Origin of the sequence: Mycolicibacterium agri, assembly GCF_002553505.1 — a bacterium.
Taxonomy (GTDB): Bacteria; Actinomycetota; Actinomycetes; order Mycobacteriales; family Mycobacteriaceae; genus Mycobacterium; species Mycobacterium agri.
In genome coordinates, this window is sequence record NZ_PDCP01000055.1 from 13,569 (window position 1) to 38,503 (window position 24,935).

The following is a 24,935-nucleotide window of genomic DNA, read 5'->3' on the forward strand; positions in this document are numbered from 1 at the left end:
GCGACGAGTGACTTCCGACCCTTCCGTGCGGGCCGAGCACCGGTGACATGATGGCCGAAATCCATGAAGGGGAAGGCGATGACGCTTCCGGTCTCCCTCGACCCGCGCTACCACGACGCGGTCATATTCGACCTCGACGGCGTGGTGGCCGACACCGCCGCTATCCATACGGCGGCATGGAAAGCGGTCTTCGACGACTTCTTCGCGTCCAGGCCCGCGTCGCGATCTGAGGACCACCGCGAGTTCACCCAAGACGACTACCGCAAATTCATCGGCGGCGCGACGAGCCGGAGCGGAGCCGCCAAGTTCCTCGCCGCACGCGGGATCTCGATTCCGCCCGGGACCGAAAACGGCACCGATGCAGGAACATTGATCGGTCTGACGCATCGTGTGCAGCAGCTCTACATGCAGATGTTGGGCGAAGGCGTGCGCGTCTTCGAATCCACGGTCGAGTTCGTGCGGCAACTTCACGCCGTCGATATCGCGACAGCCGCGTTCTCCTCGAGCCTGAACTGCGCCGGTCTGCTGTCGGCAGCCGGGCTTTCCGAACTGTTCGCCGTCCGCGCGGGCGCGGCCGTGTTGTCCGAGGCGGCGAAGCGACTCGGGGTGGCGCCTGAGCGGTGCGCGATCGTCGCAGGCACGGCCGGCGGCGTTGCGGCGGGACGGCAGAGCGGCTTCGGCATGCTGATCGGCGTCGAGCGCAGCGGCAACGGCGAAGCGCTGCGCGAATCCGGGGCCGATGCGGTGGTGCCCGACCTCGTCGGCATCACCGTTCGACAGAGCTACCGCCGGCTTTCGGCCATGCCTGATGCACTCGAGTCGTACAGCCTGATAGCGCCCCTGGCCGAGACTCGACGACCGGCGGTGCTGTTGGACTTCGACGGCACACTGTCGGAAATCGTCAGCGATCCCGGCGCAGCGACGATGCTTGCCGGTGCAGCCGGAATACTCGAATCGTTCGCCGCTTGCTGCCCGGTCGCGGTCGTCAGCGGCCGCGGTCTCGACGACATTCGGTCCCGTGTCGGCATATCCGGTGTCTGGTATGCGGGTAGCCACGGATTTGAATTGATGTCGCCCGACGGGTCCCGCCACGTCAATGACGCAGGCGCCGAAGCGGTCCATGACCTCGCCGGTGCCACCGCCGAACTGCGCACCGCCCTCGCGGGCATCCAGGGCCTGACGATCGAGGACAAGCGCTTTTCGGTCGCGGTGCACTACCGCAACACCGCGCCGGAAAACGTCGACGCCGTCGTCGCCGCTGTGCGCGGTGCAGCCCAGCGACACAAGCTTCGGGTCACGGGCGGCCGCAAGGTCGTCGAACTGCGTCCCGACGTCGACTGGGACAAGGGTAAGGCGGTCGAGTGGATCCTCGACCGGATCGACGGGGCCGATCCGCTGTTGCCGATCTACATCGGCGACGACGTCACCGACGAAGACGCCTTTGATGCCATCCGTCACAAAGGTATCGGTGTGGCGGTCAGCGCCGCCGAGTCGGGGGACCGCAGATCGGCTGCGCGCTTCACCCTCGACGGTCCGGCCGCGGTCTGTCAGTTTCTCGCCCGTCTGACCGACCAACTCGCCTCCCAGCAGGACACGGTGAATGACGCGTGGGCGATGACGTTCGGCGGCTACCGGCCGCCGGACGAGAAAGTACGAGAAGCGTTGTGCACGATGGGCAATGGTTACATGGCGGTGCGCGGCGCGGCTCCCGAATGTGCCGCAGGCGAGCTTCACTACCCCGGGATGTACGTCGCGGGTGTCTACAACCGTCTCACCGACGAAGTGGCGGGCATGACGATCGACAACGAAAGCCTGGTGAACCTGCCGAACTGGTTACCGCTGACCTTTCGTATCGACGGTGGCCCGTGGTTCGACATCGATGACGTCGAGGCATCGTCATATCTGGTCACCCTCGATCTGCGACGCGCGACGCTGTGGCGCGACCTCACGTTCACCGACAGCGCCGGACGGACGACGCGACTCGTGCAGAGCCGGTTCGTCGCGATGCACCTTCCGCATGTAGGGGTGCTACAGACGACCGTGCACGCGTGCGACTGGGCGGGGCGGCTCGAATTCCGCTCGATGCTCGACGGCGACGTGGCGAACCTCGGCGTCGAGCGGTATCGCAAACTGGCGTCCCGCCATCTGCAGATCACCGATATGCGCGAATTGTCAAACGATTCGGTGCTTTTGGCGGCAAGCACCGTGGAGTCGGCGATCGGCGTCGCGGTCGCCCAGCGCACCACAGTGCAGGGTCAGCACGTCGACGGCGCCCCGTCGCGGCGCTTCGTCAACGACTCCTCGCGGGTGGGACACCAGATCGCCGTCGACATCGGGACAGGACAGTCGGTCACCGTAGACAAGGTGGTGACCGTGTTCACCAGCCGTGACCACGGAATCTCCGGTCCGGTCACCGCGGCGGAACGTGAGCTGGATCGGGTCGGCGGGTACCGCGACCTCACCAGGGGTCATCGGCTGGCATGGGCGCATCTGTGGGAACGGTTCAACATCGAAATGGGCCGCGACGCCGACCTATTGCGGATAGTGCGACTGCACCAACTGCACATGCTGCAGACCCTGTCGCCTCATACCGCTGACCTGGATGTGGGGGTGCCCGCCCGGGGGCTGCACGGTGAGGCATACCGGGGGCATGTCTTCTGGGATGAGTTGTTCGTGTTCCCGGTGACGAACATGCGGCTGCCGAAGGTCACGCGGTCGCTGCTGATGTATCGCTATCGTCGTCTGCCCGAATCCCGCCTCGCTGCAAGGAAAGCCGGGTATACGGGCGCGATGTACCCCTGGCAGTCGGGTAGCGACGGCCGCGAGGAGAGTCAGCGGCTGCATTTGAACCCGCGATCCGGGCGGTGGCTCCCTGACGCGAGCGCACGGGCACACCACGTCGGCCTGGCCGTGGCCTACAACGTGTGGCAGCACTACCAGGTGACCGGCGACATCGGATTCCTCATCGACTACGGCGCCGAGATGCTCGCCGAGATCGCCAGGTTCTGGGTCAGCCTGGCCAACTTCGACCCCGCGCGGGAACGCTACGTCATCCGCGGGGTCATCGGCCCCGACGAGTTTCATTCCGGCTACCCCGGCCGTCAATACGACGGCGTCGACAACAACGCCTACACCAATGTCATGGCGGTGTGGGTGATCCTGCGTGCCCTCGAGGCACTCGAGCGGATCCCGATGTATTACCGGCTCGCTCTGCTGGAGACCCTCGGCATCGGCGACGAAGACCTCGCTGCGTGGGAGGCGGTCAGCCGCCGGATGTTCGTGCCGTTCCATGAGGGCGTGATCAGCCAGTTCGAGGGCTTCGCCGAGCTGGCGGAATTGGACTGGGACGACTACCGAAGCCGATATGGCAATTTGCAGCGGCTCGACCGCATCCTGGAGGCCGAGAACGACAGCGTGAACAACTACAAGGCCTGCAAGCAGGCCGATGCGTTGATGCTGTTCTATCTGTTGTCTGCCGACGAACTCTACGAACTGTTCGACCGTCTCGGCTACCGCTTCACGCCTGACCAAATCCCGAGGACCATCGAGTACTACCAGTCGCGGACCTCGCACGGCTCGACCTTGAGTGCCGTCGTGCATGCGTGGGTGCTTGCGCGCGGCAATCGGCACCAGGCGATGGAGTACTTCGCGCAGGCGCTGGCCTCCGACATCGCCGACATCCAGCAGGGCACAACGGCCGAGGGCATTCACTTGGCGGCGATGTCGGGCAGCATCGATCTGTTGCAGCGGTGCTTCACGGGCCTGGAGATCCGGCGCGACCGTATCGTGCTCGGCCCGCTGTGGCCCAAGTCGCTCGGGCGCCTGGCCTTCACGTTCCGCTATCGCGGTCATCGGTTGCGGCTCAGTGTGATCGGCCGCAGTGCAACGTTGAGCGCGGAGCCCGGCGAAGTCGCGCCAGTGGTGGTGGAGTGCCGGGGCGAAACAGAGGTCTTGGAGGCCGGCCGCACGGTCGACTTCAACAACTGAGCAACAGGAGGCGGTCATGCCCGAGTTTCTGCGCAACAGCGACGCCTTCGTCTGGTCGATCGAACGCGATCCTCGGCTGCGGTCGACGATCGTTTCGCTGATCCTGCTCGACCGCTCCCCGGACTGGAGCGAGGTGGGCAGGAGATTCGAGACCTTGACACGCGTGGTCCCGAAATTCAGCCAGCGGCTGGCCTCTTCACCGTTTCCGCTGCCGCCCCGGTGGGAGAATGACCCCGACTTCGATCTGTCGTTTCACCTACGGCGGGTGGCCGCTCCACACGACGGCGATCTGGACGCGGTGCTGGAGATGGTCCGGGTCGCCGCCATGGCGGATTTCGACCGGGCCAGGCCGCTGTGGGAGGCCACGCTCGTCGACGGCATGGCGGACGGGAGTGCGGCGCTGCTCTGCAAGCTGCATCACTCGCTGACCGACGGCATCGGCGCCGTCGAGATGTCAAGGATTCTATTCGATTTGGGTGAAGGGCAGCGCGACGGTCAGCGCGACACGGCCGAGACCCCGATGTCAGCCGGGCCGATTGCGGTCGTCCGCGACGCCGCCGTGATCGGGGCGAAGGCGGCGGTGAGTGCGCTGACACCACTGCCAAGGATGCTCCGCGACGCCGTAACCAATCCGGTTGCCACCGTCACCGACGCCGTGTCGACTGCCGGCTCCGTCTATCGGACCATGCGGCCGATTGCACAGCCCGGTTCGCCGATCGCCCGTCACCGCACCGGCATTCGTCGCGTCGGCGTGATCGAGGTGCCGATGAGCACGTTGCATCGGGCCGGGTCGGCTGCCGGCGGGACACTGAACGATGCGTTCATCGCCGCGGTAGCAGCCGGTCTCAGCCGATATCACGGCAAGCGCGGGGTGAAGGCGGATCATTTCGTGGTGTGCATGCCGATCAGCATCCGGACCGCACAGGACCCGATCGGCGGTAACCGTGCGACGCTGATGCGCTTCGATGTGCCTGCGGGCGACGTGGATCCAGCCGAGCGGATTCGCCGGATTCATCGGCAGACCACCCAGGCGCGCAGCGAGAAGTCGTTGGCCCACACCCCATTCATTGCCGGTGTGCTCAATGCGATGCCGCGAGGCTATGTCTCCTCCGTATTGCGAAGTGTCGATTTCGTGGCCAGCGATGTACCCGGCTTCTCGGAGCCGCTTCGGCTGGCAGGAGCCGAGGTGAAGCTGCCGATCGCGTTCTCGCCGACCATCGGCGCAGCGCTGAATGCCACGTTGCTGTCCTACGTGGACACTTGCGCCGTCGGGATCAACGTCGATACGGGTGCGTTCCCGGATTTCGACGTGTTGTCCGACTGCCTGAACGCGGGTTTCCGCGAGGTGCTCACCCTCGCAGCCGACGCGTAGTCGCTCACGGCCTTGCCGGCATGCGCACGCGGGTTCCCGCTGCGCCGCCGACGATTGCGGTGATGTCGGTGAGCGCACCGATGACCGCTTCGCGGCCGGTGGTTCTCGCGAATCCGCATGCCGCTTCGACCTTCGGACCCATCGAGCCCGCGGGAAACTCGTAGCGTTCGAGCTCGTCCGGGGTGACCTGGGACAGACGATTCTCCTCGGGCGTGCCGAAATCGGTGTAGACACCCTCGACGTCGGTGGCGATGACGAGCAGGTCGGCCTCGAGATCGGTGGCGAGCAGCGCCGACGCGAGGTCCTTGTCGATGACGGCTTCGACGCCACGCAGCTTGCCCCCTTCGTCGTACACCGTGGGGATCCCTCCACCGCCGGCGCAGATGACGATCGTTCCGCTTTCGACGAGCGTGCGAATCGGCCCGATCTCGAAGATGCGCCTGGGTTTCGGACTCGGTACCACCCGGCGGAACCTGCCGCCGTCGGGTGCTATCACCCAGCCGCTGTCCGCCGCGAGGCGCCTGGCCGTCGCCTCATCGTAGACCGGTCCGATCGGCTTGGTCGGGTTGTCGAACGCGGGATCGGCGGGGTCGACCTCGATCATCGTCAGGATGGTCGCCAGTGAGCGGGTTGCGGGCACCAGGTTGCCGAGCTCCTGCTCGATCACGTAGCCGATCATCGCCTCGGTTTGCGCGCCCAGCACGTCCAGCGGGTAGGGCGCGACATCCTGGTACGCCGCGGCCTGCAGGGCCAGCAGGCCGACCTGCGGGCCGTTGCCGTGCGCGATGATGATCTCGTTGTCCGCCGCCACTGAGGCGATGTGTTCGGCCGCCGCGCGGATGTTGGTGCGTTGATTGTCTGCCGTCATGGGTTGGCCGCGTTGCAGGATGGCGTTGCCGCCCAAGGCAATCACTATGCGCACGGTGACCTCAGCCCAGCGCGGCCACCAGAACCGCCTTGATGGTGTGCATGCGGTTCTCGGCCTGCTCGAAGGAGATGTTGACCGGGCTCTCGAAGATCTCCTCGGTGACCTCGATGCCGTTGCGCAAGTGCGGGTATTGGGCTGCGATCTGTGCGCCGACTTCGGTTTCGCAATTGTGGAACGCCGGCAGGCAGTGCATGAACTTCACTCGCGGATTGGCGGCCGCCGCCATCAGTTCCTTGTTGACCTGATAGGGCAGCAACTGGTCGATGCGCTCACTCCAGGCCGCTACCGGCTCACCCATCGACACCCAGACGTCGGTGTAGACGAAGTCGACGCCGCTGACCGCCTTGAACGGGTTGTCGGTGATCGTGATGCGGGCACCGGATGCCGCCGCGAAGTCCTCGCACATCAAGACATGATCCTCCTTCGGCCACAGATCCGCAGGGGCGCCGATGCGCACATCCATCCCGAGTTTCGCGGCGACCAGCAGCAGGGAGTTCGCGACGTTGTTGCGGCCGTCGCCGACGAAGGCGAACGCGATCTCCGGCAACGGCTTCGGGCAATGCTCGGCCATCGTGAGGACATCCGCGAGCATCTGGGTGGGGTGGAATTCGTCGGTGAGCCCATTGAACACCGGCACACCCGCGAACTCCGCCAGTTCCTCGACGGTGTGCTGGCTTGCGCCGCGGTATTCGATCGCGTCGTACATCCGGCCCAGCACCCGCGCGGTGTCCTTCATAGATTCCTTGTGGCCGATCTGGGACGACGACGGATCGATGTAGGTGACGTGGGCGCCCTCGTCGTGCGCTGCGACTTGGAAGGCGCACCGAGTGCGGGTCGACGTCTTCTCGAAGATCAGCGCGATGTTCTTACCGGTCAGGGTTGGCCGGTTCAGCCCGGAGTACTTCGCGCGCTTGAGGTCTCGGGCGAGATCGAGCAGATAATGCAGGTCCCGCTCGGTGTGGTGGACCAAGCTGAGCAGGCTGCGGTTCTTCTGGTTGAACGGCATCGCGGTGCCTCCTTCGCAGTTGCTGATCAGGTGTAGAGCGGGTCGCGTTGAATCGGGCAGGTCATGCATCGGCCGCCGCCCCGGCCGCGGCCGAGCTCGCTGGCCGTGATCGTGACCACCTCGATGCCGGCCTTGCGCAGCGCGGTGTTGGTGAGGATGTTGCGGTCGTAGCCGATCACGACACCAGGCTCGACCGCGACGACGTTGTTGCCGTCGTCCCACTGTTCGCGTTGAATGCCGTAGACGTCGCCCGCGGTGGCGACCACGCGGAAGTCGACGCCGACAGCTTCGCCGACGGTGTCGATGAAACTGCCTTGATCGCGGCGGATCTCCAGCCCCGACGGCGAACTGTCGTCCGGCCGCAGGCTGAACGGCACGATCCCGTCGACGATCGGCGCATAGGCGGTGACCACGTCGTAGTCGCAGAACGTGAACACGGTGTCCAGGTGCATGGCCGCGCGCGACTTCGGCAGGCTGGCGATGATGACACGTTCGGCTGCCCCCGCGTCGAACAGGTTTCGCGCGACCTGAGTGATCGCCTGGTGCGACGACCGTTCGCCCATGCCGATGACGACGACGCCCTTCCCAATCGGCATCACGTCACCGCCCTCCAGCGATGCCGAACCATGGTCGCGCGCAACGCCGTCCGGGTCGCCGAGCCAGATGTCGAACTTCTCGTCGGCAAAAGCCGGGTGGAACCTGTAGACGGCGGTCGTCAACAGCGTCTCCTGGCGGCGGGCGGGCCAGTACATCGGGTTCAGCGTGACGCCGTTGAAGATCCACGACGTGTTGTCCCGCATGAACTGCGTGTTGGGCAACGGCCGAAACACGAACCCGGCCGGGTCCAGCTCACGCAGCGCTGACAGGAAGCCGCCGCCGATGTCGCCGGGCACGTCTTGATAGGCGATGCCGCCGATCAGCAACTCCGCCAACCGCTCCGCGGGAAGCTCGTCCAGCCATGCGCGGATGTCCGTGCGCAAGCCGGACCCGACGAGGTCGTCGGTGACCTTGCGGTCGAGCACCCAGTCACGGCCTTCCGGCATCGCCACGACGTCGGCGAGGAGGTCCTGCAGTTCGAGGACCTCGACGTCGTGGTCTTCCATCTTTGCGACGAAATCGAAGTGGTCGCGGCGGGCCTGCTGCAGCCAGATGACGTCGTCGAAGAGCAGCTCCCTGCAGTTCTCCGGCGTCAGCCTCTGGTGGGCAAGTCCCGGCGCGCACACCAGGACTCGGCGCAGCTTGCCCGCCTCGGACCACACCCCGAGCCGCGTTTCGGTCGTCTCGGTCGTCATAGCACGGCCAGCCTTCCGGTGGCCAGCAGGGCGATCGCGACGACGGCTGTCACGGCGACAACCCCGACCACGACGAGTTCACCCTTGGTGAAGGCGGGCAGCCGGCTTTCCTTGCGGGCCCACAGGTACAGCGCCGAACCCAGCAGGTAGAACACGGCCGCGACGAGTATGTACTGCCAGCCACCCGCGTAGAGCAGCCACACCGCGTACGCCAACGCGATCACGCCGATGACGAGGTCGCGGGTCCTGCCCCGGCTCTTCTCGTAGGTTTCGCCGCGCACTGCGAGCAGCACCTGGTAGGCCGCCGACCACAGATAGGGCAGCAGGATAAGGGAGGTCGCCAAGTAGACCAGGTTCGTGTACGTGCTCTCATTGGCCAACGTCCACAGCAGCAGAGCCTGCACACACAGGTTGGTCAGCCACAACGCGGTGGCAGGTGCGCCATGCGCATTCTCCTTGGCGAGCGCCTTGGGCATCACACTCTCCAGCGCCGGCAGACGCAGGATCTCGACCGACAGCAGCACCCACGCGAGCAGCGCACCGAGCAGCGACACCACCAAACCGATCGAGATGAACGCCGAACCCCAGCTGCCCACCTCGTTGGCGAGCACCCCGGCCATGGACGGGTCGGCCACACCGGCCAGCTCGGCCTGCGCCATCAGGCCATACGACAGCAGGTTCACCAGGACCAGCAGCGCCAGCACACCGGCGAAACCGAGGACGGTCGCGCGGCCGACGTCTTTGCGCCTGGCCGCGCGCTGCGAGTAGACGGCGGCCCCCTCGATGCCGATGAACACCCACACGGTCACCAGCATCATGTTCTTGACCTGAGTCATGGTGCCGCCCAGCGGTTCACCGTTGATCTGCGTCGTCTTGCCCCAGAAGTCGGCGGTGAACAGGCCTGCCTTGAAACCGACCGCCGCGATCGCGATGAAGACCACGATCGGCACGACTTTGGCGATTGTCACAACGACATTGACGAACGCGGCGGTCTTCACGCCGTGCAGCGTCAGGGTGTGCACGATCCACAGCAGGATCGACGCACCGATGATCGCGGGCACCGTGGCGCCGCCTTCGAAGCCCGGGAAGAAGTAGCCCAGCGTGGCGAACAGCAGCACCAGGTAGGCAACGTTGCCCACCCACGCCGACACCCAATATCCGAACGCCGATGTGAAGCCGATGTAGTTGCCGAAACCGGCTCGGGCGTAGCCGTATACGCCGCCGTCCACATCGGGCTTGCGGGTGGCCAGGGTTTGGAAGACGAACGCCAGCATCAACATGCCGACGCCGGTGATCGCCCAGCCGATCAGCAGGGGGCCGGGCGCGGCGCTGGCTGCCATCTGAGAGGGCAGGGCGAAGATGCCGCTGCCGATCATCGAGCCGACCACGATCGCGGTGAGTGCACCGAGTCCGAGACCGGCCTTCATGCGGGGCTTTTCCCGCTCGACGGGTGGTGGAACCAGAGTGTCTGACATTTGCTGCTCCCAGTTGCTCCGGGCAATACGCCGGAAAGCGCGGACGCGCCTCGACAGTGACGTTATGGAGACTCAATAGGAGGCTGAGGAGTCTTTAGTCCTCGATCGCCGGGCGGAAGTCCTCAAGCGCCGCCGTCGGCCAGTTCGGTCAGGACGGCGTCGACCGCGGATGCGACCGACGCGGTCACCGGCCCCGAAAAACCCGTTCCGAGAGAGGCATCGGCGATATCGACGGTGAAGACAATGAGGCGTCCGGGCATGCGGCCGAGCGCTCGGCCGAGCGCGTAGGCCTGTGGCAGGCCGAATGCGTGTGAGCTGGTGGCCGCGGAGACGGCGGCCTCGTCGGGTGTCCACCGGCGGATCTGTCCGCAGGTGGTGTGCTCACCGACTGCGGCGTCGACGACGACGGTCGTCGGGACGCCGTCCCACGCGTCGATGATGGCGGCGGGTTCGCCGTCGGAGCTCATCACCGATACACCGGGAAGGTCGAGTGCGGCGATGTGTTCGGCGACTGCCAGCCCGACCCCGTCGTCGCGGCGGAAGCTGTTACCGATGCCGATGACCAGCTTTTTCACCGGCGCTCGACCGTCAGCGTGAGGAAATGCGCCGAGCACGAGATGCAGGGGTCGTGATTGCGGATGGCCCTCTCGCACAACGACGTCAAAGCGGCGTCGTCCATCGCGCTGTTGGCCGCTACCAGCTGCCCCATTTCGTGCTCGATGGCGGCTTGGTTCTGTGCGGTCGGCGGCACCATCGTCGCCGCACGGATGATGCCGTCGTCGCTGATCTCATAGCGGTGATAGAGCAGCCCGCGCGGGGCCTCGCTGACCCCGTGCCCGACGCCTGCGCGGGCAGGCACTTCGACGAACGGGCGCGCAGGACGCCGGTATTCGCTGATGATCCGCAAAGCCTCGTCGATCGCGTGGACGACCTCGACGGCGCGGACGACGATGCTGCGGAACGGGTTTCGGCATTGGTGCCCCAAACCCGCCTCGGCCGCGGCCTCCGATGCGGTCGCAGAAAGCTTGTCGCGGTTGAGTGAATACCGAGCGAGCGGCCCAGTGAGGTAGCGGGCGCCGTCCAGCGTGGCATGCAGCGCCGTCGAGTGAGGCACCTGAGTCTCCGAGACGTGAGAGGTGAATGTATCGGTTGTGAACGGCTCGCCCTCGCTGCGGGCTATGTGTCCGTTCTCGATGGGATAGGTGTGCCCATTGGACAGCGACAGCAACTCGTGGTCGAAATCCGCATCGGGGAAGTCGAATTCGGCTACCTTCCGTACGGTGTGCAAAGCGTCGTCGAGGGCTCGGCGCAGTATTTCCGCCAGCGGTGCGAGATCGGCCGACGTCGGCGTCGAGTAGAAACCGCCCAGCCGCACGTTGATCGGATGGATGGCCCGCCCGCCGATCTGCTCCATCAACCGGTTGCCCGCCTTCTTGAGGGCGAGCCCGCGCTCGATGAGCTCCGGATGATCCCTGGCCATTTCGATGGCGTCGGGATAGCCGAGGAAGTCGGGCATGTGCAGCAGGAAGATATGCAGTGCGTGGCTGTGAATCCATTCGCCGCAGTACAACAGCCGCCGCAGCATCACCAGTTCGGGATCGATCGTCACCCCGCAGGCGTCCTCGATGGCGTTGCATGCGCTGACTTGATAGGCGACCGGACAGATTCCGCATACGCGCGCGGTGATGTCCGGCGGCTCGGTGTAGGAGCGCCCCCGCAGAAACGCCTCGAAAAACCGTGGCGGCTCATAGATGTTGAGCTCCACGCTGTGTACCGATCCGTCGACGAGCGTGACGTTGAGGGCGCCTTCGCCCTCAACGCGGGTAAGCGCTCCGACAGCGAGCGTTCGGGTATCGGTATTCACCGGTCGTTTCTTTCGTCGGCGAACGGTGCGACGTTGAACGTCGAGAACACCCGTTCGACATCGTCGCCCGACAGTCCGTCGCGGCGCAGCAGCGGGATCAGCGCCGCGGTGTTCGGGGTGGCGGCGGGCCCGAAACAGCCGTAGCAGCCGCGGCGAAACGACGGGCACAGCGCGCCGCAGCCGGCATGCGTGACAGGGCCGAGGCACGGGGTGCCGTCGGCGACCACGATGCATGTCACGCCGCGGTTCTTGCACTCTGTGCACACGGTTTTGGCGGGCAGTCGTGGTTTGCGGCCGATGAGCAGCGCCGCAAGCGTGTCCAACAGCTGGCCACGGTCGATCGGGCAACCCTGCAGTTGATAGTCGACCTTCACGTGGGCCGACGCCGGTGTGGATGTCGCGAGTGTCTCGATGTATTCGGGTTTTGCGTAGACAACCGACGTGAATTCGTCGACGTCGGCGAAGTTGCGTAACGCCTGGATCCCACCACCGGTCGCGCAGGCGCCGATCGTCACCAGGATGCGGGACTGTTCGCGGATCTCCTTGATCCGTCGCTCGTCGGCAGCGGTGGTGATCGAGCCCTCGACGAGCGACAGGTCATAGGGCCCGGCGACGATCGCGCTCGACGCTTCCAGGAAGGTGGCAATCTGCACCTGTCCGGCGATGGTGAGCAACTCGTCCTCACAGTCCAGCAGCGTGAGTTGGCATCCGTCACACGAGGCGAACTTCCACACTGCCAGAGTCGGCGCGGCCATCTACAGCTCCTTCACCCGCAACAGCGGCTCTGCGACGTCGTAGCCGACGACCGGGCCGTCGCGGCACAGCAGCAGCGGACCCAGCTGGCAGTGTCCGCACCAGCCGATGCCGCACTGCATGTTGCGCTCGAGAGACACCCGAATATCGCTGCGCGCCACACCCTTACCCATCAACTCCACCGCGGCGTTGCGCATCATCACCTCCGGACCGCAGAGAAAGGCGGTGGTGGCTTCCGGCCGCACGGCCAGCCTGCGCAGTGGCCCGGTGACGAACCCGACCTCACCGGGCCAACCCTGCACGGGCACGTCGACGGTCATGTAGGTGTCGATGTCATCGCGTTGCGACCAAGCGTCGAGTTCGCTGCGGAACAGGAAGTCGTCTCGCGACCGCGCGCCGACGATCAGCGTCACCCGACCGAACCGGCCGCGGTCAGCGAGCGCGGCCAGCACGACGGGACGCAGCGGGGCCATCCCGACGCCGCCCGCCACGATCACCAGGTCCCGGCCGAGTGCTTCGCGCACACCCCAGTTGGTGCCGAATGGGCCGCGCAGGCCGATCCGTGTGCCGGGTTCCGCGTTGTGCAGCGCGCGACTGACGGCGCCGACTTCCCGCACGGTGTGGGTGACGGTGTCGTCCGGCGGCGTTGGCACACCACTGACGGAGATCGCGACCTCACCGATGCCGAAGGCGTACATCATCATGAACTCGCCGGGTTGCGGCGCGGGCAGTGAATCACCGACCGGCTTGAGGACCAGGGTCGCCGAATCGCGCGTTTCCACGACGCGATCGATCACGCGGTAGGGGACAGGAGCCATGGCGGACCGGGCCGAGCCGGCTACATCCATCGCGGTCTCAGTCATCGGCGGCCGCCGCGTCTTCGGCGAGTTTCGTCATTTCCTCGGTGATGTCGATCCCGGTGGGACACCACGCGATACAGCGACCGCATCCGACGCAGCCCGAGGTGCCGAACTGGTCGTGCCAGGTGCCGAGTTTGTGCGTCAGCCAATGCCGGTAGCGCGACCGGCCGGACTGCCGGACGCTGCCCTCGTGGATGAACGTGAAATCGAACTCGAAGCAGGAGGCCCACTGCATCCAGCGTTCGGCGTGCTCGCCGGTGAGGTCGGTGACGTCAGAAACGCTGGTGCAGAAGCACGTCGGGCACACCATGGTGCAGTTCCCACACGTCAGGCACCGGCTGGCGACCTCATCCCACCGGGGCGATTCGCGGGACTCGATCAGCAGGTTGCGGTGATCCACCGCGGGCATCTGCCGTCCCATGTGCCCCGCTGCCTCGGCGACAGCCGTTCGGGCAGAGTCGATTTCGCTGCCGTCTGCCTCCCGGTGAGGGACGTCGCGCAGCACATCGGCGCCGTCGTCGCTGCCGACATCCACCACGTACCACGACCCGTCGGTTCCGGTGCGCTCAGTCAGCGCCAGATCGTAGCCCCGGCCGACGGCAGGCCCGGTGCCCATCGACGCGCAGAAGCACAACCCGCCCGGCTCGGTGCAGTTCACGGCGACGACGAACGCCCGGCGAAGCCGCGCTGTGAAGCCGCGGTCCGGATGGTCACCTGTGCCCAGCACACCGTTCAGGGTGGAGATCGCCGCGAGATCGCAGCCCCGCACACCGACGAACGCGTAGCGGGGCGGTTCCTCGCTGGCGTCCTCGCCAGAGGACCAGAGCCGCTGTCGTGGCGGGTGAAGGAACTGCTTCCACGACTGCGGGCCGGCCGAGTGCCCGAACGCCGCATCGTCGTCGCGCCGGCGCAGACGGTAATGCCCGGGAGCGACATCGACGCCCCAGCCACGCGGCAGATCGTCGGCCGAATGCAACTCGGCCAGCACGATCGCGTTGTCCGACACCGTGGGACCGACGACGCGGTAGCCGCGCGCGATCAGCGTGGACACAAGCTCGCCCAGGCCTGCGGCGTCGATGACCGCGGTGCTCATGGAGTCATCTTGCGCCTTTTGCGGCGGCCGTGATGGTGTCCTTGGTTCTTCAAACTAGGGACTTTGGGCCACCGCGGCCTGACGGCCCGGCTGGTTATCGTCGCCTCATGTCTGATGACTTGCGGCCGGTGCGCATCTTGCCGGAGACGGAATGCTGGGACCTGCTGTCGAGCTGTTCGCTGGGCAGGCTCGTCACCAGCGTCGACGGAGCGCCGGAGATCTTTCCGGTCAACTACGCCGTTCAACGTCGCACGGTGTTGTTCCGCACGGCGGAGGGCACAAAGTTGGTCAGTACCGCGATCAACCGCAACGTGCTGTTCGAAGCCGATGGTCACAACACGGCAGAAGGTTGGAGCGTGATCGTCAAGGGCCTGGCTCAGGCGTTGAGCACCGACGAGGACATCGCCGAAGCCGAGCGGGCACAACTGCTGCCGTGGACCGTGACGGACAAGCCGCACTACGTCCGCATACGCCCGGTCAGCGTGACCGGCAGGCGCTTCATGTTCGGCTCGCAGCCCGATCGCACGTTCACCGCGGTCTGACTTTCAGGGCTCTGCTCGGCGCAGCGCTTGATGTCGAGGAGCAGACGGCGCGTCGCGAAGGCGACGATCGGGCCGGTCGACTCGATCAGCAGCACTTCGCCAGGACGTCGAAGTTCGGTGCGGTTGCGAACCAGAAGCCGGGCCTGGTCCTGCAGCCGCGGCAGCACATGCAATGAGATGACGGTCCGCCACGGGAACTGCGGCGGGGCGCCGCGAAGGATCACCGCGCTGCCGTCGACGACCCGTTCGACCGTCAAAACCATGTTGCGTGGGAGCCGCCACCAGCCGTAGGGATCGATGCGGATGACCTCGCCGGGCTTCAGGCCTTCGGCGTCCGGGTCGAATCGCTGCATCAACGCCTGCCAGACGGCCTCGGCGGATGCGTCGACCGTGATGCCCTCCGTCGTTCTGGTGGCCGGTTGCTTGACCAATTCGTCGCCGGGAAGCTCGATCTGGCATTCATCCTTCGTGGTGCCCCAGTTGCGGTAGTACCGCCGCGCGGCGTACAGCAGCCCGAGCGCCGCCGCGGCTCGCACCCATTTCGTGGTCATACCGAAATGTTCGTTGTGCACACCCGTCGTCGCTAGGGCCAGTGGTCCCTCGAAACGCGCAACCGCAACCAGTAGTCGACGATTGGCCCGCCGATGGGGGACCTCGGTCCCTAGCTGTGGTCGGTCGCGCGGTGGTCGAGTGGTGATGAGCATTCGGCGGCAAGCGCCGGCGAGTTCGGTGGAGGTACAGGCAGATGGACGGCGACCACGGGCACCGCACGCGCAAGGACTGGGTTGTCACCGTATCGGTCGACGAATACGGCGGGCAGACGCGCGCGAAGGCTCGGCTGAGATGGCGCGACCAGGAGGCGGTCGGTGTCGGATTGGCCAGTATGGCCGCCAACGCCCGCTACAGCGCCAGGGTCGGCGACGAGTTGGCCGTCGCGAGGGCGCTTTCGGATCTCTCACGCCGCATGATGGCGGGCGCCGTGCAGCACATCGAGGCCATCGACCAGCCGGGAATTTAGGCGAAACCGCGCCAGGGACTGGACGGAGCACAGCGATGACACAAGCGCGAGAAATGCGGAGAAGCTCGCGGCGGCGCATCTTCCGTGACCGCAGGGAGGCGGGCCGGGTGCTGGCGGAACTGCTGAGCGGATATCGCGGTCGGGAGGGCGTCGTCGTTCTCGGGTTGGCCCGCGGCGGCGTCCCCGTCGCCTGGGAAGTGGCCGCGGCGTTGGGGGCCCCGCTGGACACGTTCATCGTGCGCAAGCTCGGCGCGCCGGGCCACGAGGAGTTCGCGGTTGGCGCCCTGGCCAGCGGTGGACGTGTCGTCGTCAACGACGACGTGGTGCGGGGTCTGCGGATCACGCCGCAGCAGTTGCGCGACATCGCCGACCGCGAGGGCCGCGAACTGATCCGCCGCGAGGCCGCCTACCGCGGCGGGCGCCCACCTCTGGACGTCACAGGCAAGACCGTGATCCTGGTGGACGACGGGCTCGCGACGGGATCGAGCATGTTGGCCGCCGTTCAGGCGCTCCGCGAGAAGGAGCCGGCCGAAATCGTCGTCGCCGTCCCGGCCGCGCCCGAGTCGACGTGCCGCGAGTTCGCCGGCATCGTCGACGACGTCGTCTGCGCATCCATGCCGACGCCGTTCCTCGCAGTGGGGGAGTCGTTCTGGGACTTCCGCCAGGTGACCGACGACGAGGTGCGCGAACTGCTCGCCACCCCGACCACGGGCTCCGCGACCGCGGCGGTGCGTATTGCGGAAACAGCGGCCGAGGTGATCGCGCGCACCGCGGTCGTCGCGCCGTCAGGGGTGCCGCCCCGGGCCGTGCTCGACGAGATCGTCGGCGACGCCCGCGTCGTGCTCATCGGCGAAAGCTCCCACGGCACCGCGGAGTTCTACCGAGCGCGAGCGGAGATCACCAAATGGCTGATCGAGGAAAAGGGCTTCTGCGCCGTTGCGGCAGAGGCTGATTGGCCGGATGCCTATCGGGTGAACCGCTATGTGCGTGGGCTGGGCCAGGATGCCTCCGCCGACGACGCGCTGAAGTCATTCGAACGATTCCCCGCCTGGATGTGGAGAAACACCGTGGTGCGGGAGTTCGTGGAGTGGCTGCACGCGCACAATGCGCGTCGCCGCGCCACCGACGAGCGACAGATCGGCTTCTACGGATTGGACCTGTACAGCCTGCACCGTTCGATGCAAGAGGTGATCAACTACCTCGAGAAGGTGGATCCCGACGCGGCCGTGCGGGCCAGGAAGCGTTACGCGTGCTTCGATCACACGTCGGCCGATGACGGTCAGGCGTATGGTTTCGCGGCGGCTTTCGGCGCGGGCCTTTCCTGCGAACGCCAAGCGATCGAGCAGTTGGTGGAGATGCAGCGCAATGCAGTCGACTACGCGCGTCGCGACGGACTGCTTGCCGAGGACGAGGCGTTCTATGCCAAGCAGAACGCGCTGACGGTGCGCAACGCCGAGGCGTACTACCGCGCGATGTTCGGGGGTCGGGTGACGTCCTGGAATCTTCGGGACAGGCACATGGCTGCGACGCTGCAGGCGCTGATCGCCCACTTGGATCGCCGCGGCGACGACGATGCCCGAATTGTGGTGTGGGCACACAACTCCCATGTCGGAGACGCCAGGGCCACCGAACTCGGATCCGACGGCCAGCTGACGTTGGGTCAGTTGGTTCGCGAGCATTACGGCGAGCAGAGCCGGTTGATCGGGTTCACCACCTACACCGGCACGGTGACCGCGGCAAGCAGGTGGGGCGGGCCGGCCGAACGCAAGCCGGTCATCCCGGCGCTCAACGGCAGTGTCGAGGAACTGTTTCACGAGGCGGGCAAGGGTGAGTTCCTGGTGTCGCCGATGATCAGCAGGGCCGCCGCCGAACCGCTCGACGTTGTTCGGCTGAGCCGCGCCATCGGTGTCATCTATTTGCCTGCCACCGAACGGCAGAGCCACTACTACCACGTCCGGCCCGGCGACCAGTTCGACGCGATCATCCACATCGATACGACGACGGCGCTCGAGCCTCTCGAGGTCACCAGCCGGTGGGTGGCCGGCGAGACACCTGAGACCTATCCGACAGGGCTGTGAGCCATGGCGCAGTCGCCGACCGTCAACGGTCAAACATCCATTGTCACTCTCACAATGAATCCCGCGCTTGACATCACGACCGCCGCGGACGTGGTTCGGCACACCGACAAAATCCGTTGCGACGGTGCACGTTACGACGCTGGTGGCGGCGGCATCAACGTCGCACGCTTCGCGCGGGTGTTGGGTGCGTCGGTAACCGCGGTCTTCCCGGCCGGGGGTGCGACGGGAGCCGTGGTCACCGACCTGGTCGCCGAAGCCGACGTTTCGATACAGCGTGTCGACATCGGCAGTCCGACGCGGGAGAGCTTCACGGTCAACGAGCGCAGCACTTCAAAGCAGTACCGGTTCGTGTTGCCAGGCCCACGGCTCAGGTTCGCCGAACAGGGGCTGTGCCTCGACCTGTTGCGAAAGGCGGCGGCAACGGCCGGATTCGTCGTCGCCAGTGGCAGTCTGCCGCCCGGTGTGCCGCCGAATTTCTACCAGCGTGTCGCCGACATCTGCCGCGAAGCCGACGCGCGACTGATTCTCGACACCTCCGGTACCGGGCTGACTCACGTTCGCTCGAATGTTTTCCTGGTCAAGCCGAGTGTGCGGGAACTGCGGGAGTGCGTCGGCCGCACCCTCGACACCGAAGGCGAACAACTGGGCGCGGCGCACGAACTCATCGATCGCGGCATGGCGCAGGTGGTGGTTGTCTCGCTGGGCGCCGACGGCGCGCTGCTGGTGACAGCCGATGAGAACAAGCGCTTCTCTGCGATCCCTGTGCAGGCGGTCAGCGGCGTCGGCGCCGGAGATGCCATGGTGGCCGCGATCGCGGTAGGTCTCAGTTATGGTTGGTCGCTGAGCAAGTCGGTGCGGTTCGGCATCGCGGCCGCCACGGCCAAGCTGCTCACGCCCGGCACCGCGGCGTGCTCAAGGGCCGATGTCGAGCGATTCTTCGAGCAATCCCGCGAACCCACGGACATCACGGCCGTCTCACGCTGAATTCAGACGCGGTAAAGGGCGGCGCCAGCGGTGACTCCGGCGCCCGCCGCCACGACCAAAAGCCGTGCGCCTGGCCGAGCTTCGCTGCGGACGCGGGCCAGCGCGGCGACCAACGATGCGGTGTGCATCCGCTCGTCGTCTGCGACGGTGACGCGGTCCTGCGGCACGTTCAGTTTGGCCGCCAGCGCGGCCCGGTATCGGGTGCGGGCGGGCGCCGCGACGATGGCGTCGATGTCGGCGACGGATAGCGAGGATGCGTTCAGGCAATCGCCTGCGGCGCGCGCTGCGGCCTCGGCGAACGCCTCGTCGGCGGAATCGTCGTTAAAGACCCGCAGGACATTGCGGTGATCGACCATTCCCACCGTGGCGCTGTAGCATTCGCGCACATCATTCTTGTTGACCCAATACGGGCGCCCCAGGCCGCGGTCGTCACCGGAGCGAGTGCACAACAGGGCGCCGCCTGCGGGCGAGAACGGGAAGCGCTCGCTCATGCCGTGCCCCGGATCGGCGTCGCTCGCCACGATCAGCGCCCAGTCGATCGCGTTGGCTCGGAGGAACCCGTCGACGACCTGTAGCGCGGTGAGCACGCCGCAGGGCCCGTTGACCACGTCGAAGGAGAATGTGCCGTGCGAACCGGCATGGGGCTCTTCGGGATTGGCCCCGATGTCCTGCTGGATCATTGCCGCCAAGGCGGGCTCACCGAGATTGCGGTCGCGGTAGACGCCCGCGTTGATCAACAGGTCGACGTCGTCAGCGTCGCGCCCCGCGCCGTCAAGGCATCGCCGGGCGGCCTTGACGGCGAGGCCAAGTGCGCTGTGCCGATATCGCCACCTGCCCTTGGCAAGCGCCGTCTCCTCAATCACCGTGCCCATATCGCCCCACCATCTCCTCGTCCAATGTCAGCAGCACAACGCCGATCTCCAGTCCGGACGCCAGGGCGATGAGCGCAAGCGTCTCACCGGGCCGGATGCGCTGTGCTTCGAGTTCTTCGATCAACGCGACCGTGTGTGTGGTGGAGGCGGTGTTGCCGTACCGGTCGACGGTGATGACCGCGTCGTGGCGTGGGCTGTCGCCGAACACCTCAGCCATTCGCGCCATGCCTTTGCGGATCGCGCGCGCCGAAGTCTGATGGGTGATGACGTGGTCGATGTCGTGGATCGCAATGTGCGCCGCTTCGAGGACCTCCTCTAGCAGCACCGGCGTGTTCGACATCGCGGCTTTGTGAATTCCCCTGGCGTCGGTGAACATTCGGGCGCCGGGATCGTCGCCCTTCGGGTAGCCCAGGCACAGCCTGCTGTAGTCGGCGACCGTGGTGAAACCCGCCAGCGTGATGCCTGCGCCGCCGATCGGCGTGCGCTCCAACAGCAGTGCAGCACCCGCGTCGCCGAGGGTCAGCGACGCGAGTTCCTTGCTCATGATGGTGCGGATGTGGCTAGCTGCGTTGTTGCCGAGCTGGGAGATGTATTCGCCGCTGACGATCAGAGCGCGCTCGATGGTGCCCTGCCTGATCCAGTTGTTGGCGACCGTGACGCCGGACAGCATTCCCGCGCAGGCGTTCGACAGGTCGAACGTCATCGCGTCATTGGCGCCGATCGCTTGCGCCACCGCGCTGCTCATCGTGGGCTCGATCCACTGTGTCAACCCGTCGCGGAACTTGGTGATGCTGCAGTTGATGACCACGTCCACCGACGAAGCGTCGCGGCGGGCCTTGTCGAGGCAATCCAGCGCGGCCGCGGTGGCGAGGCTGTACGAATCCTCGTCGCCGACGGACACGCGGCGCTCCCGAATGCCGGTCAGCCGCTCGAGGTCGATGCGGGTGCGATGGCGCGTGCGCGACATCAGCGCGTCGGTGGTCAGCCGAGTGGCGGGCAGATGCCGACCGGCGCCTGCGAGGCGCGTGCGGTACGGCGCCTCTTCTCCCGAGGAGGGCTCCATCACAAGCCAACGGTCACGCGCCATGGCGTCATGATGCGTCGACCGGCAGCGCACCGGTAAGGATCTTTCGCCGCCATCGGGGAGGACTTTGGGCCCTTCGTCGTCGGCCGCGTTCGCGTGTGCAAGGAGATTTGTAAGGGAGATTTGTTCCGCCGTGCGGACAGTACTGACGCGTAAACTCGGGCCCGAAAATGCGTTGCTACCAATCAGCGGATAGGGCGGCGAGACGGTGAGTCGCAAGGCCGAGTCAGGCGTTGAGCCCAGCATGCGCCCGCTCCGGGATGCGCTGTCTCAGCTGCGGCTTCGCGAGTTGCTGTCGGAAGTTCAGGACCGCGTCGAGCAGATCGTCGAGGGGCGCGACCGCCTCGACGGACTGCTGGAAGCGATGCTCACCGTCACGTCGGGCCTGGAACTCGACCAGACCCTGCGCAGCATCGTGCACACCGCGATCGAGCTGGTCGACGCGCAGTACGGTGCGCTCGGGGTGCGCGGTCAGGGCCACGAACTCGTTGAATTCATCCACGAGGGGGTCGACGACGCGACCCGCGAGAAGATCGGGCATCTGCCGGAGGGCCGCGGGGTGCTCGGCGTGCTGATCGACGACCCCAAACCGATCCGGCTCGACAACATCGCGCACCACCCGGCGTCGGTGGGGTTTCCTCCGCATCACCCGCCGATGCGCACCTTTCTCGGGGTGCCGGTGCGGATCCGCGACGAGGTGTTCGGCAACCTCTATCTGACCGACAAGGCCGGTGGCCAACTCTTCAGCGAGGACGACGAGGTGCTGGTGCAGGCGCTCGCCGCGGCCGCGGGCATCGCGATCGAGAACGCCCGCCTCTACGAGCAGTCGAAGGCCCGGCAGGCGTGGATCGAAGCGACCCGTGACATCGGGACCGAACTGCTGTCCGGCGCCGACCCGGAGAAGGTGTTCCGGCTGGTCGCCGACGAGTCACGTCACCTCACCGGTGCCGCGATGACGCTGGTCGCCGTGCCGGCCGATCCGGAGAACTCCCGATCCGACGCCGCAGAGTTAATCGTGGCCGCGACGGCGGGCGAGGGCCCCATATCGGATATCCGGACCATCCCGGTCGAAGGCACCGAAGTCGGTCAGGCGTTCGTCGAACGCACCCCTGGCCGCTTCGACAACATCACCCTCGGGCCAGGGGCCGAATCGACCGGGCCCGCGCTCGTGCTGCCGCTGCGGGCGACCGATGCGGTGGCCGGTGTCTTGGTGGTGCTGCGCACGCACGGAACGCCTCCGTTCGGGGAGGAGCACCTCGACATGATGGCGGCGTTCGTCGACCAGGCCGCCCTGGCCTGGCAGTCGGCCTGCTCGCAGCGGCGGATGCGCGAACTCGACATCCTGACCGACCGCGACCGCATCGCCCGTGACCTGCACGACCATGTCATCCAACGCTTGTTCGCCGTCGGCCTGGCGTTGCAGGGAACGATCCCACGTTCCCGGGTTCCCGAGGTGCACCATCGGCTCAACCAGTGCGTCGACGACCTCCACGAGGTCATCCAGGAAATCCGCACCGCGATCTTCGATCTGCACACCACCCAACCGGGTGCGACCCGGCTGCGGCAGCGGTTGGACGAGGCCATCGCCGCGTTCGCCGACTCGAAACTGCGCACCACGACGCAGTTTTCGGGCCCGTTGTCCGTCGTGGACGCCACCCTGGCCGAGCACGCCGAAGCGGTCGTGCGGGAAGCCGTGAGCAATGCCGTCCGGCACGCCGATGCATCGGCGCTGACGGTCAGCGTGAGCGTGGGTGACAGCCTCTGTATCGAGGTGGAGGACAACGGACGTGGCATCCAGGGTGAGGTGAGGGAAAGCGGGCTGCGCAATCTTCGTCAACGCGCCGAGGAGGTCGGCGGCACGTTCGCGATCGAGGCGCCCGCGACCGGCGGTACAAAAGTGAAGTGGTCTGCTCCGCTGCCGTGACGCCGCCGCCAGAAAAGTGAGTCGCTGGGCGCCGGAGATGGCGCAGTTCCTCGGCTACGAGCGGAGCTGGCTGCACGCCGACGTCATCGCAGGCCTGACTGTCACCGCCTATCTCCTGCCGCAGGTGATGGCATACGCGACGCTGGCGGGTCTACCGGCGGCCACCGGATTGTGGGCCGCCGCGACCGCACTGATCGTGTATGCGGTGCTCGGCTCGTCGCGGTTGTTGTCCGTGGGCCCGGAGTCGACCACCGCCTTGATGACGGCGGCGGTGCTCGCGCCGTTGGCCGCGGGTGACGGCCTGCGCTATGCGGGATTGGCTGCGGCCCTTGCCATTCTGGTCGGTGCTATCTGTCTGGTCGGGGCGTTGGCGCGTCTGGGGTTTCTCGCGGACATGCTGTCGCGGCCGGTGTTGGTCGGATACATGACCGGTATCGCACTGTTGATGGTGGCCAGCCAACTCGGCAAGCTGACCGGGGCAGAGGTCACGGGTAAGGACTTCGTCCGCCTGGTTCGGTCCTTCGTGCATGCCTTCAACGAAATTCATTGGCTGACGGTTGGTTTGGCTGTCGGCGTGTTGGTTCTGCTGTTCGGCATTGCGCGCTGGGCGCCTAAGGTTCCTGGCCCGCTGCTATCGGTGTTGGCGGCCACCGCAGTGGTGTTCGTGCTGCGGCTGAAGGATCGCGGCATCGAGGTGGTCGGCGGCATTCCCACGGGATGGCCCACCGTCGGGCTACCGAGTGTGGCGCCGAGCGACGTGGTGGCGCTCATCCTGCCCGCCCTGGGCATCGCGATAGTGGCCTTCTCGGACAACATGCTGACGGCGCGGGCCTTCGCCAGCCGCGACAGTCACGACGTCGATGCCAATGCGGAACTGCGGGCGCTCAGCGCGGCGAATGTCCTTACCGGCCTCACCCATGGTTTTCCGGTGAGCTGCAGCGCATCACGCACCGTGGTGGCCAGCGCGTCGGGCGGGAAAACGCAGATGTACTCGCTCGTCGTCGTCGTTTTGGTGTTGGCGGCGGCGGTGTTGGGCCGCGGTGTGCTGGAGCACTTTCCGACCGCGGCGCTTGGGGCGCTGGTGGTCTACGCCGCGGTGAAGATGATCGACGTCGCGGAGTACCGGCGGCTGGCGAAGTTCCGGCGCAGCGAGTTCGTGCTCGCTGTGGCGACCGCCGCTGCGGTGCTGGTTCTCGGCGTTCTGTACGGCGTCCTGGCCGCGGTGGGCCTGTCGATTCTGGACTTGTTGCGGCGGGTGGCGCACGCCCACGACAGCGTGCTGGGCTTCGTGCCGGGCTTCCCGGCATGCACGACATCGAGGACTATCCGAACGCGACGTCCGTGCCGGGGCTTGTCGTATATCGCTACGACGCGCCGCTGTGCTTCGCCAACGCGCAGGATTTCCGGCGGCGCGCGATGGCCGCTGTCGACGACAACCCAGAGCCGGTCGAGTGGTTCATCCTCAATGCGGAGGCCAATGTCGAGGTGGACCTGACGGCGCTGGACGCACTCGATGAGCTCCGGGATGACATGGCGCGTAGAGGAATAACGTTCGCGATGGCCCGGGTGAAACAGGACCTCCGCGACGCGCTGGCCGCCGCGGGCCTGCTGGACAAGATCGGCGAGGACCGCATCTTCATGACCGTGCCGACTGCGGTCGAGGCCTTCCACCGCCGCTGACAGTCCTTTCTTCCCGCGAGCAGACGCTCGTGCCCGCAAAAGCCCAGGCGATTTCTGGGGGTGATTGCAACAGCCACCTTGTTGGAGGTTGTTGTGTATCTGAAGGCTTATCCCTGGATTATG

The 24,935-nt window shown here is 66.4% G+C and carries 19 protein-coding genes and 1 pseudogene; 8 read left to right on the forward strand and 12 right to left on the reverse strand.

The window, feature by feature from the left end:
* The first annotated feature begins 78 nt into the window (after positions 1-78).
* Together otsB and CQY20_RS23895 are read left to right on the forward strand one after the other, a co-directional pair.
* Complete coding sequence (otsB, locus tag CQY20_RS23890; protein ID WP_097942573.1) at positions 79-3,987, forward strand: trehalose-phosphatase; 3,909 nt, start codon at positions 79-81, stop codon at positions 3,985-3,987.
* 16 nt (positions 3,988-4,003) lie between these two features.
* Positions 4,004-5,359, forward strand: coding sequence for a wax ester/triacylglycerol synthase domain-containing protein (locus CQY20_RS23895; protein WP_097942557.1), 1,356 nt, complete (start codon positions 4,004-4,006; stop codon positions 5,357-5,359).
* 4 nt (positions 5,360-5,363) lie between these two features.
* Here CQY20_RS23895 and arcC read toward each other — a convergent pair whose 3' ends face one another.
* From arcC to CQY20_RS23940, 9 genes are all read right to left on the reverse strand, one after another.
* Complete coding sequence (gene arcC / locus CQY20_RS23900; protein WP_234816386.1) at positions 5,364-6,272, reverse strand: carbamate kinase; 909 nt, start codon at positions 6,270-6,272, stop codon at positions 5,364-5,366.
* 16 nt (positions 6,273-6,288) lie between these two features.
* Positions 6,289-7,293, reverse strand: coding sequence for an ornithine carbamoyltransferase (locus CQY20_RS23905; RefSeq protein WP_097942559.1), 1,005 nt, complete (start codon positions 7,291-7,293; stop codon positions 6,289-6,291).
* A gap of 26 nt (positions 7,294-7,319) precedes the next feature.
* Positions 7,320-8,585: an arginine deiminase gene (locus CQY20_RS23910; protein WP_097942560.1), complete on the reverse strand. Its 1,266-nt coding sequence runs from the start codon at positions 8,583-8,585 to the stop codon at positions 7,320-7,322.
* Positions 8,582-10,060, reverse strand: coding sequence for an arginine-ornithine antiporter (gene arcD, locus CQY20_RS23915; RefSeq protein ID WP_207767318.1), 1,479 nt, complete (start codon positions 10,058-10,060; stop codon positions 8,582-8,584). Before arcD ends, CQY20_RS23910 begins: the two co-directional genes overlap by 4 nt.
* Before the next feature lie 122 nt (positions 10,061-10,182).
* Complete coding sequence (locus tag CQY20_RS23920) at positions 10,183-10,635, reverse strand: hydrogenase maturation protease (RefSeq protein WP_097942562.1); 453 nt, start codon at positions 10,633-10,635, stop codon at positions 10,183-10,185.
* Positions 10,632-11,924 (reverse strand): Ni/Fe hydrogenase subunit alpha, encoded by a 1,293-nt coding sequence (locus CQY20_RS23925; RefSeq protein ID WP_097942563.1) that lies wholly within the window; start codon positions 11,922-11,924, stop codon positions 10,632-10,634. Before CQY20_RS23925 ends, CQY20_RS23920 begins: the two co-directional genes overlap by 4 nt.
* Positions 11,921-12,679 carry an NADH-quinone oxidoreductase subunit B family protein gene (locus CQY20_RS23930; protein WP_097942564.1) on the reverse strand — a complete coding sequence of 253 codons (759 nt, stop codon included), beginning with the start codon at positions 12,677-12,679 and terminating at the stop codon, positions 11,921-11,923. The genes CQY20_RS23925 and CQY20_RS23930 overlap by 4 nt, the downstream gene beginning before the upstream one ends.
* Positions 12,680-13,540: an FAD/NAD(P)-binding protein gene (locus CQY20_RS23935; RefSeq protein ID WP_163700493.1), complete on the reverse strand. Its 861-nt coding sequence runs from the start codon at positions 13,538-13,540 to the stop codon at positions 12,680-12,682.
* Positions 13,533-14,630 (reverse strand): 4Fe-4S dicluster domain-containing protein, encoded by a 1,098-nt coding sequence (locus CQY20_RS23940; protein ID WP_097942565.1) that lies wholly within the window; start codon positions 14,628-14,630, stop codon positions 13,533-13,535. The genes CQY20_RS23935 and CQY20_RS23940 overlap by 8 nt, the downstream gene beginning before the upstream one ends.
* Before the next feature lie 107 nt (positions 14,631-14,737).
* Here CQY20_RS23940 and CQY20_RS23945 point away from each other — a divergent pair, with 107 nt between their 5' ends.
* Positions 14,738-15,172 carry a pyridoxamine 5'-phosphate oxidase family protein gene (locus CQY20_RS23945; RefSeq protein ID WP_097942566.1) on the forward strand — a complete coding sequence of 145 codons (435 nt, stop codon included), beginning with the start codon at positions 14,738-14,740 and terminating at the stop codon, positions 15,170-15,172.
* On the opposite strand, the gene CQY20_RS23950 is transcribed toward CQY20_RS23945, so the two are convergent.
* Positions 15,088-15,723 (reverse strand): SRPBCC family protein, encoded by a 636-nt coding sequence (locus CQY20_RS23950; protein ID WP_174814657.1) that lies wholly within the window; start codon positions 15,721-15,723, stop codon positions 15,088-15,090. The two genes, CQY20_RS23945 and CQY20_RS23950, sit on opposite strands and share 85 nt — an antisense overlap.
* A 194-nt stretch (positions 15,724-15,917) precedes the next feature.
* Here CQY20_RS23950 and CQY20_RS23955 point away from each other — a divergent pair, with 194 nt between their 5' ends.
* The 3 genes from CQY20_RS23955 to CQY20_RS23965 are packed head-to-tail and all read left to right on the forward strand — an operon-like array spanning position 15,918 to position 19,252.
* Positions 15,918-16,190, forward strand: coding sequence for a dsRBD fold-containing protein (locus tag CQY20_RS23955; RefSeq protein ID WP_097942567.1), 273 nt, complete (start codon positions 15,918-15,920; stop codon positions 16,188-16,190).
* A 35-nt stretch (positions 16,191-16,225) separates the two neighbouring features.
* The gene (locus CQY20_RS23960) at positions 16,226-18,268 is read left to right on the forward strand and encodes an erythromycin esterase family protein (protein WP_097942568.1); all 2,043 of its coding nucleotides are present in this window, start codon (positions 16,226-16,228) and stop codon (positions 18,266-18,268) included.
* Between the two features lie 3 nt (positions 18,269-18,271).
* Positions 18,272-19,252, forward strand: coding sequence for a 1-phosphofructokinase family hexose kinase (locus CQY20_RS23965; protein WP_097942569.1), 981 nt, complete (start codon positions 18,272-18,274; stop codon positions 19,250-19,252).
* Positions 19,253-19,254: 2 nt separating this feature from the next.
* On the opposite strand, the gene CQY20_RS23970 is transcribed toward CQY20_RS23965, so the two are convergent.
* Together CQY20_RS23970 and CQY20_RS23975 are read right to left on the reverse strand one after the other, a co-directional pair.
* Positions 19,255-20,124: a 3-oxoacyl-[acyl-carrier-protein] synthase III C-terminal domain-containing protein gene (locus CQY20_RS23970; RefSeq protein WP_097942570.1), complete on the reverse strand. Its 870-nt coding sequence runs from the start codon at positions 20,122-20,124 to the stop codon at positions 19,255-19,257.
* Entirely contained in the window at positions 20,108-21,211 is a 1,104-nt protein-coding gene (locus tag CQY20_RS23975; RefSeq protein ID WP_097942571.1) for a 3-oxoacyl-ACP synthase III family protein, read from the reverse strand. The genes CQY20_RS23970 and CQY20_RS23975 overlap by 17 nt, the downstream gene beginning before the upstream one ends.
* A gap of 241 nt (positions 21,212-21,452) precedes the next feature.
* Here CQY20_RS23975 and CQY20_RS23980 point away from each other — a divergent pair, with 241 nt between their 5' ends.
* Together CQY20_RS23980 and CQY20_RS23985 are read left to right on the forward strand one after the other, a co-directional pair.
* Positions 21,453-23,132: a sensor histidine kinase gene (locus CQY20_RS23980; RefSeq protein WP_165789292.1), complete on the forward strand. Its 1,680-nt coding sequence runs from the start codon at positions 21,453-21,455 to the stop codon at positions 23,130-23,132.
* 37 nt (positions 23,133-23,169) lie between these two features.
* Positions 23,170-24,812: pseudogene (locus CQY20_RS23985) on the forward strand (SulP family inorganic anion transporter).
* The last annotated feature ends 123 nt before the right edge of the window (positions 24,813-24,935 follow it).

Coding starts and splice junctions, on each gene's coding strand:
- CQY20_RS23910 (WP_097942560.1), bottom strand. CDS start 8,585: ATGACGACCGAGACGACCGAAACGCGGCTCGGGGTGTGGTCCGAGGCG.
- CQY20_RS23975 (WP_097942571.1), bottom strand. CDS start 21,211: ATGGCGCGTGACCGTTGGCTTGTGATGGAGCCCTCCTCGGGAGAAGAG.
- CQY20_RS23905 (WP_097942559.1), bottom strand. CDS start 7,293: ATGCCGTTCAACCAGAAGAACCGCAGCCTGCTCAGCTTGGTCCACCAC.
- otsB (WP_097942573.1), top strand. CDS start 79: ATGACGCTTCCGGTCTCCCTCGACCCGCGCTACCACGACGCGGTCATA.
- CQY20_RS23970 (WP_097942570.1), bottom strand. CDS start 20,124: ATGGGCACGGTGATTGAGGAGACGGCGCTTGCCAAGGGCAGGTGGCGA.
- CQY20_RS23965 (WP_097942569.1), top strand. CDS start 18,272: ATGGCGCAGTCGCCGACCGTCAACGGTCAAACATCCATTGTCACTCTC.
- CQY20_RS23930 (WP_097942564.1), bottom strand. CDS start 12,679: ATGGCCGCGCCGACTCTGGCAGTGTGGAAGTTCGCCTCGTGTGACGGA.
- CQY20_RS23960 (WP_097942568.1), top strand. CDS start 16,226: ATGACACAAGCGCGAGAAATGCGGAGAAGCTCGCGGCGGCGCATCTTC.
- CQY20_RS23980 (WP_165789292.1), top strand. CDS start 21,453: ATGCGCCCGCTCCGGGATGCGCTGTCTCAGCTGCGGCTTCGCGAGTTG.
- CQY20_RS23955 (WP_097942567.1), top strand. CDS start 15,918: ATGGACGGCGACCACGGGCACCGCACGCGCAAGGACTGGGTTGTCACC.
- CQY20_RS23945 (WP_097942566.1), top strand. CDS start 14,738: ATGTCTGATGACTTGCGGCCGGTGCGCATCTTGCCGGAGACGGAATGC.
- CQY20_RS23895 (WP_097942557.1), top strand. CDS start 4,004: ATGCCCGAGTTTCTGCGCAACAGCGACGCCTTCGTCTGGTCGATCGAA.
- CQY20_RS23950 (WP_174814657.1), bottom strand. CDS start 15,723: ATGACCACGAAATGGGTGCGAGCCGCGGCGGCGCTCGGGCTGCTGTAC.
- arcD (WP_207767318.1), bottom strand. CDS start 10,060: ATGTCAGACACTCTGGTTCCACCACCCGTCGAGCGGGAAAAGCCCCGC.
- CQY20_RS23935 (WP_163700493.1), bottom strand. CDS start 13,540: ATGACTGAGACCGCGATGGATGTAGCCGGCTCGGCCCGGTCCGCCATG.
- CQY20_RS23940 (WP_097942565.1), bottom strand. CDS start 14,630: ATGAGCACCGCGGTCATCGACGCCGCAGGCCTGGGCGAGCTTGTGTCC.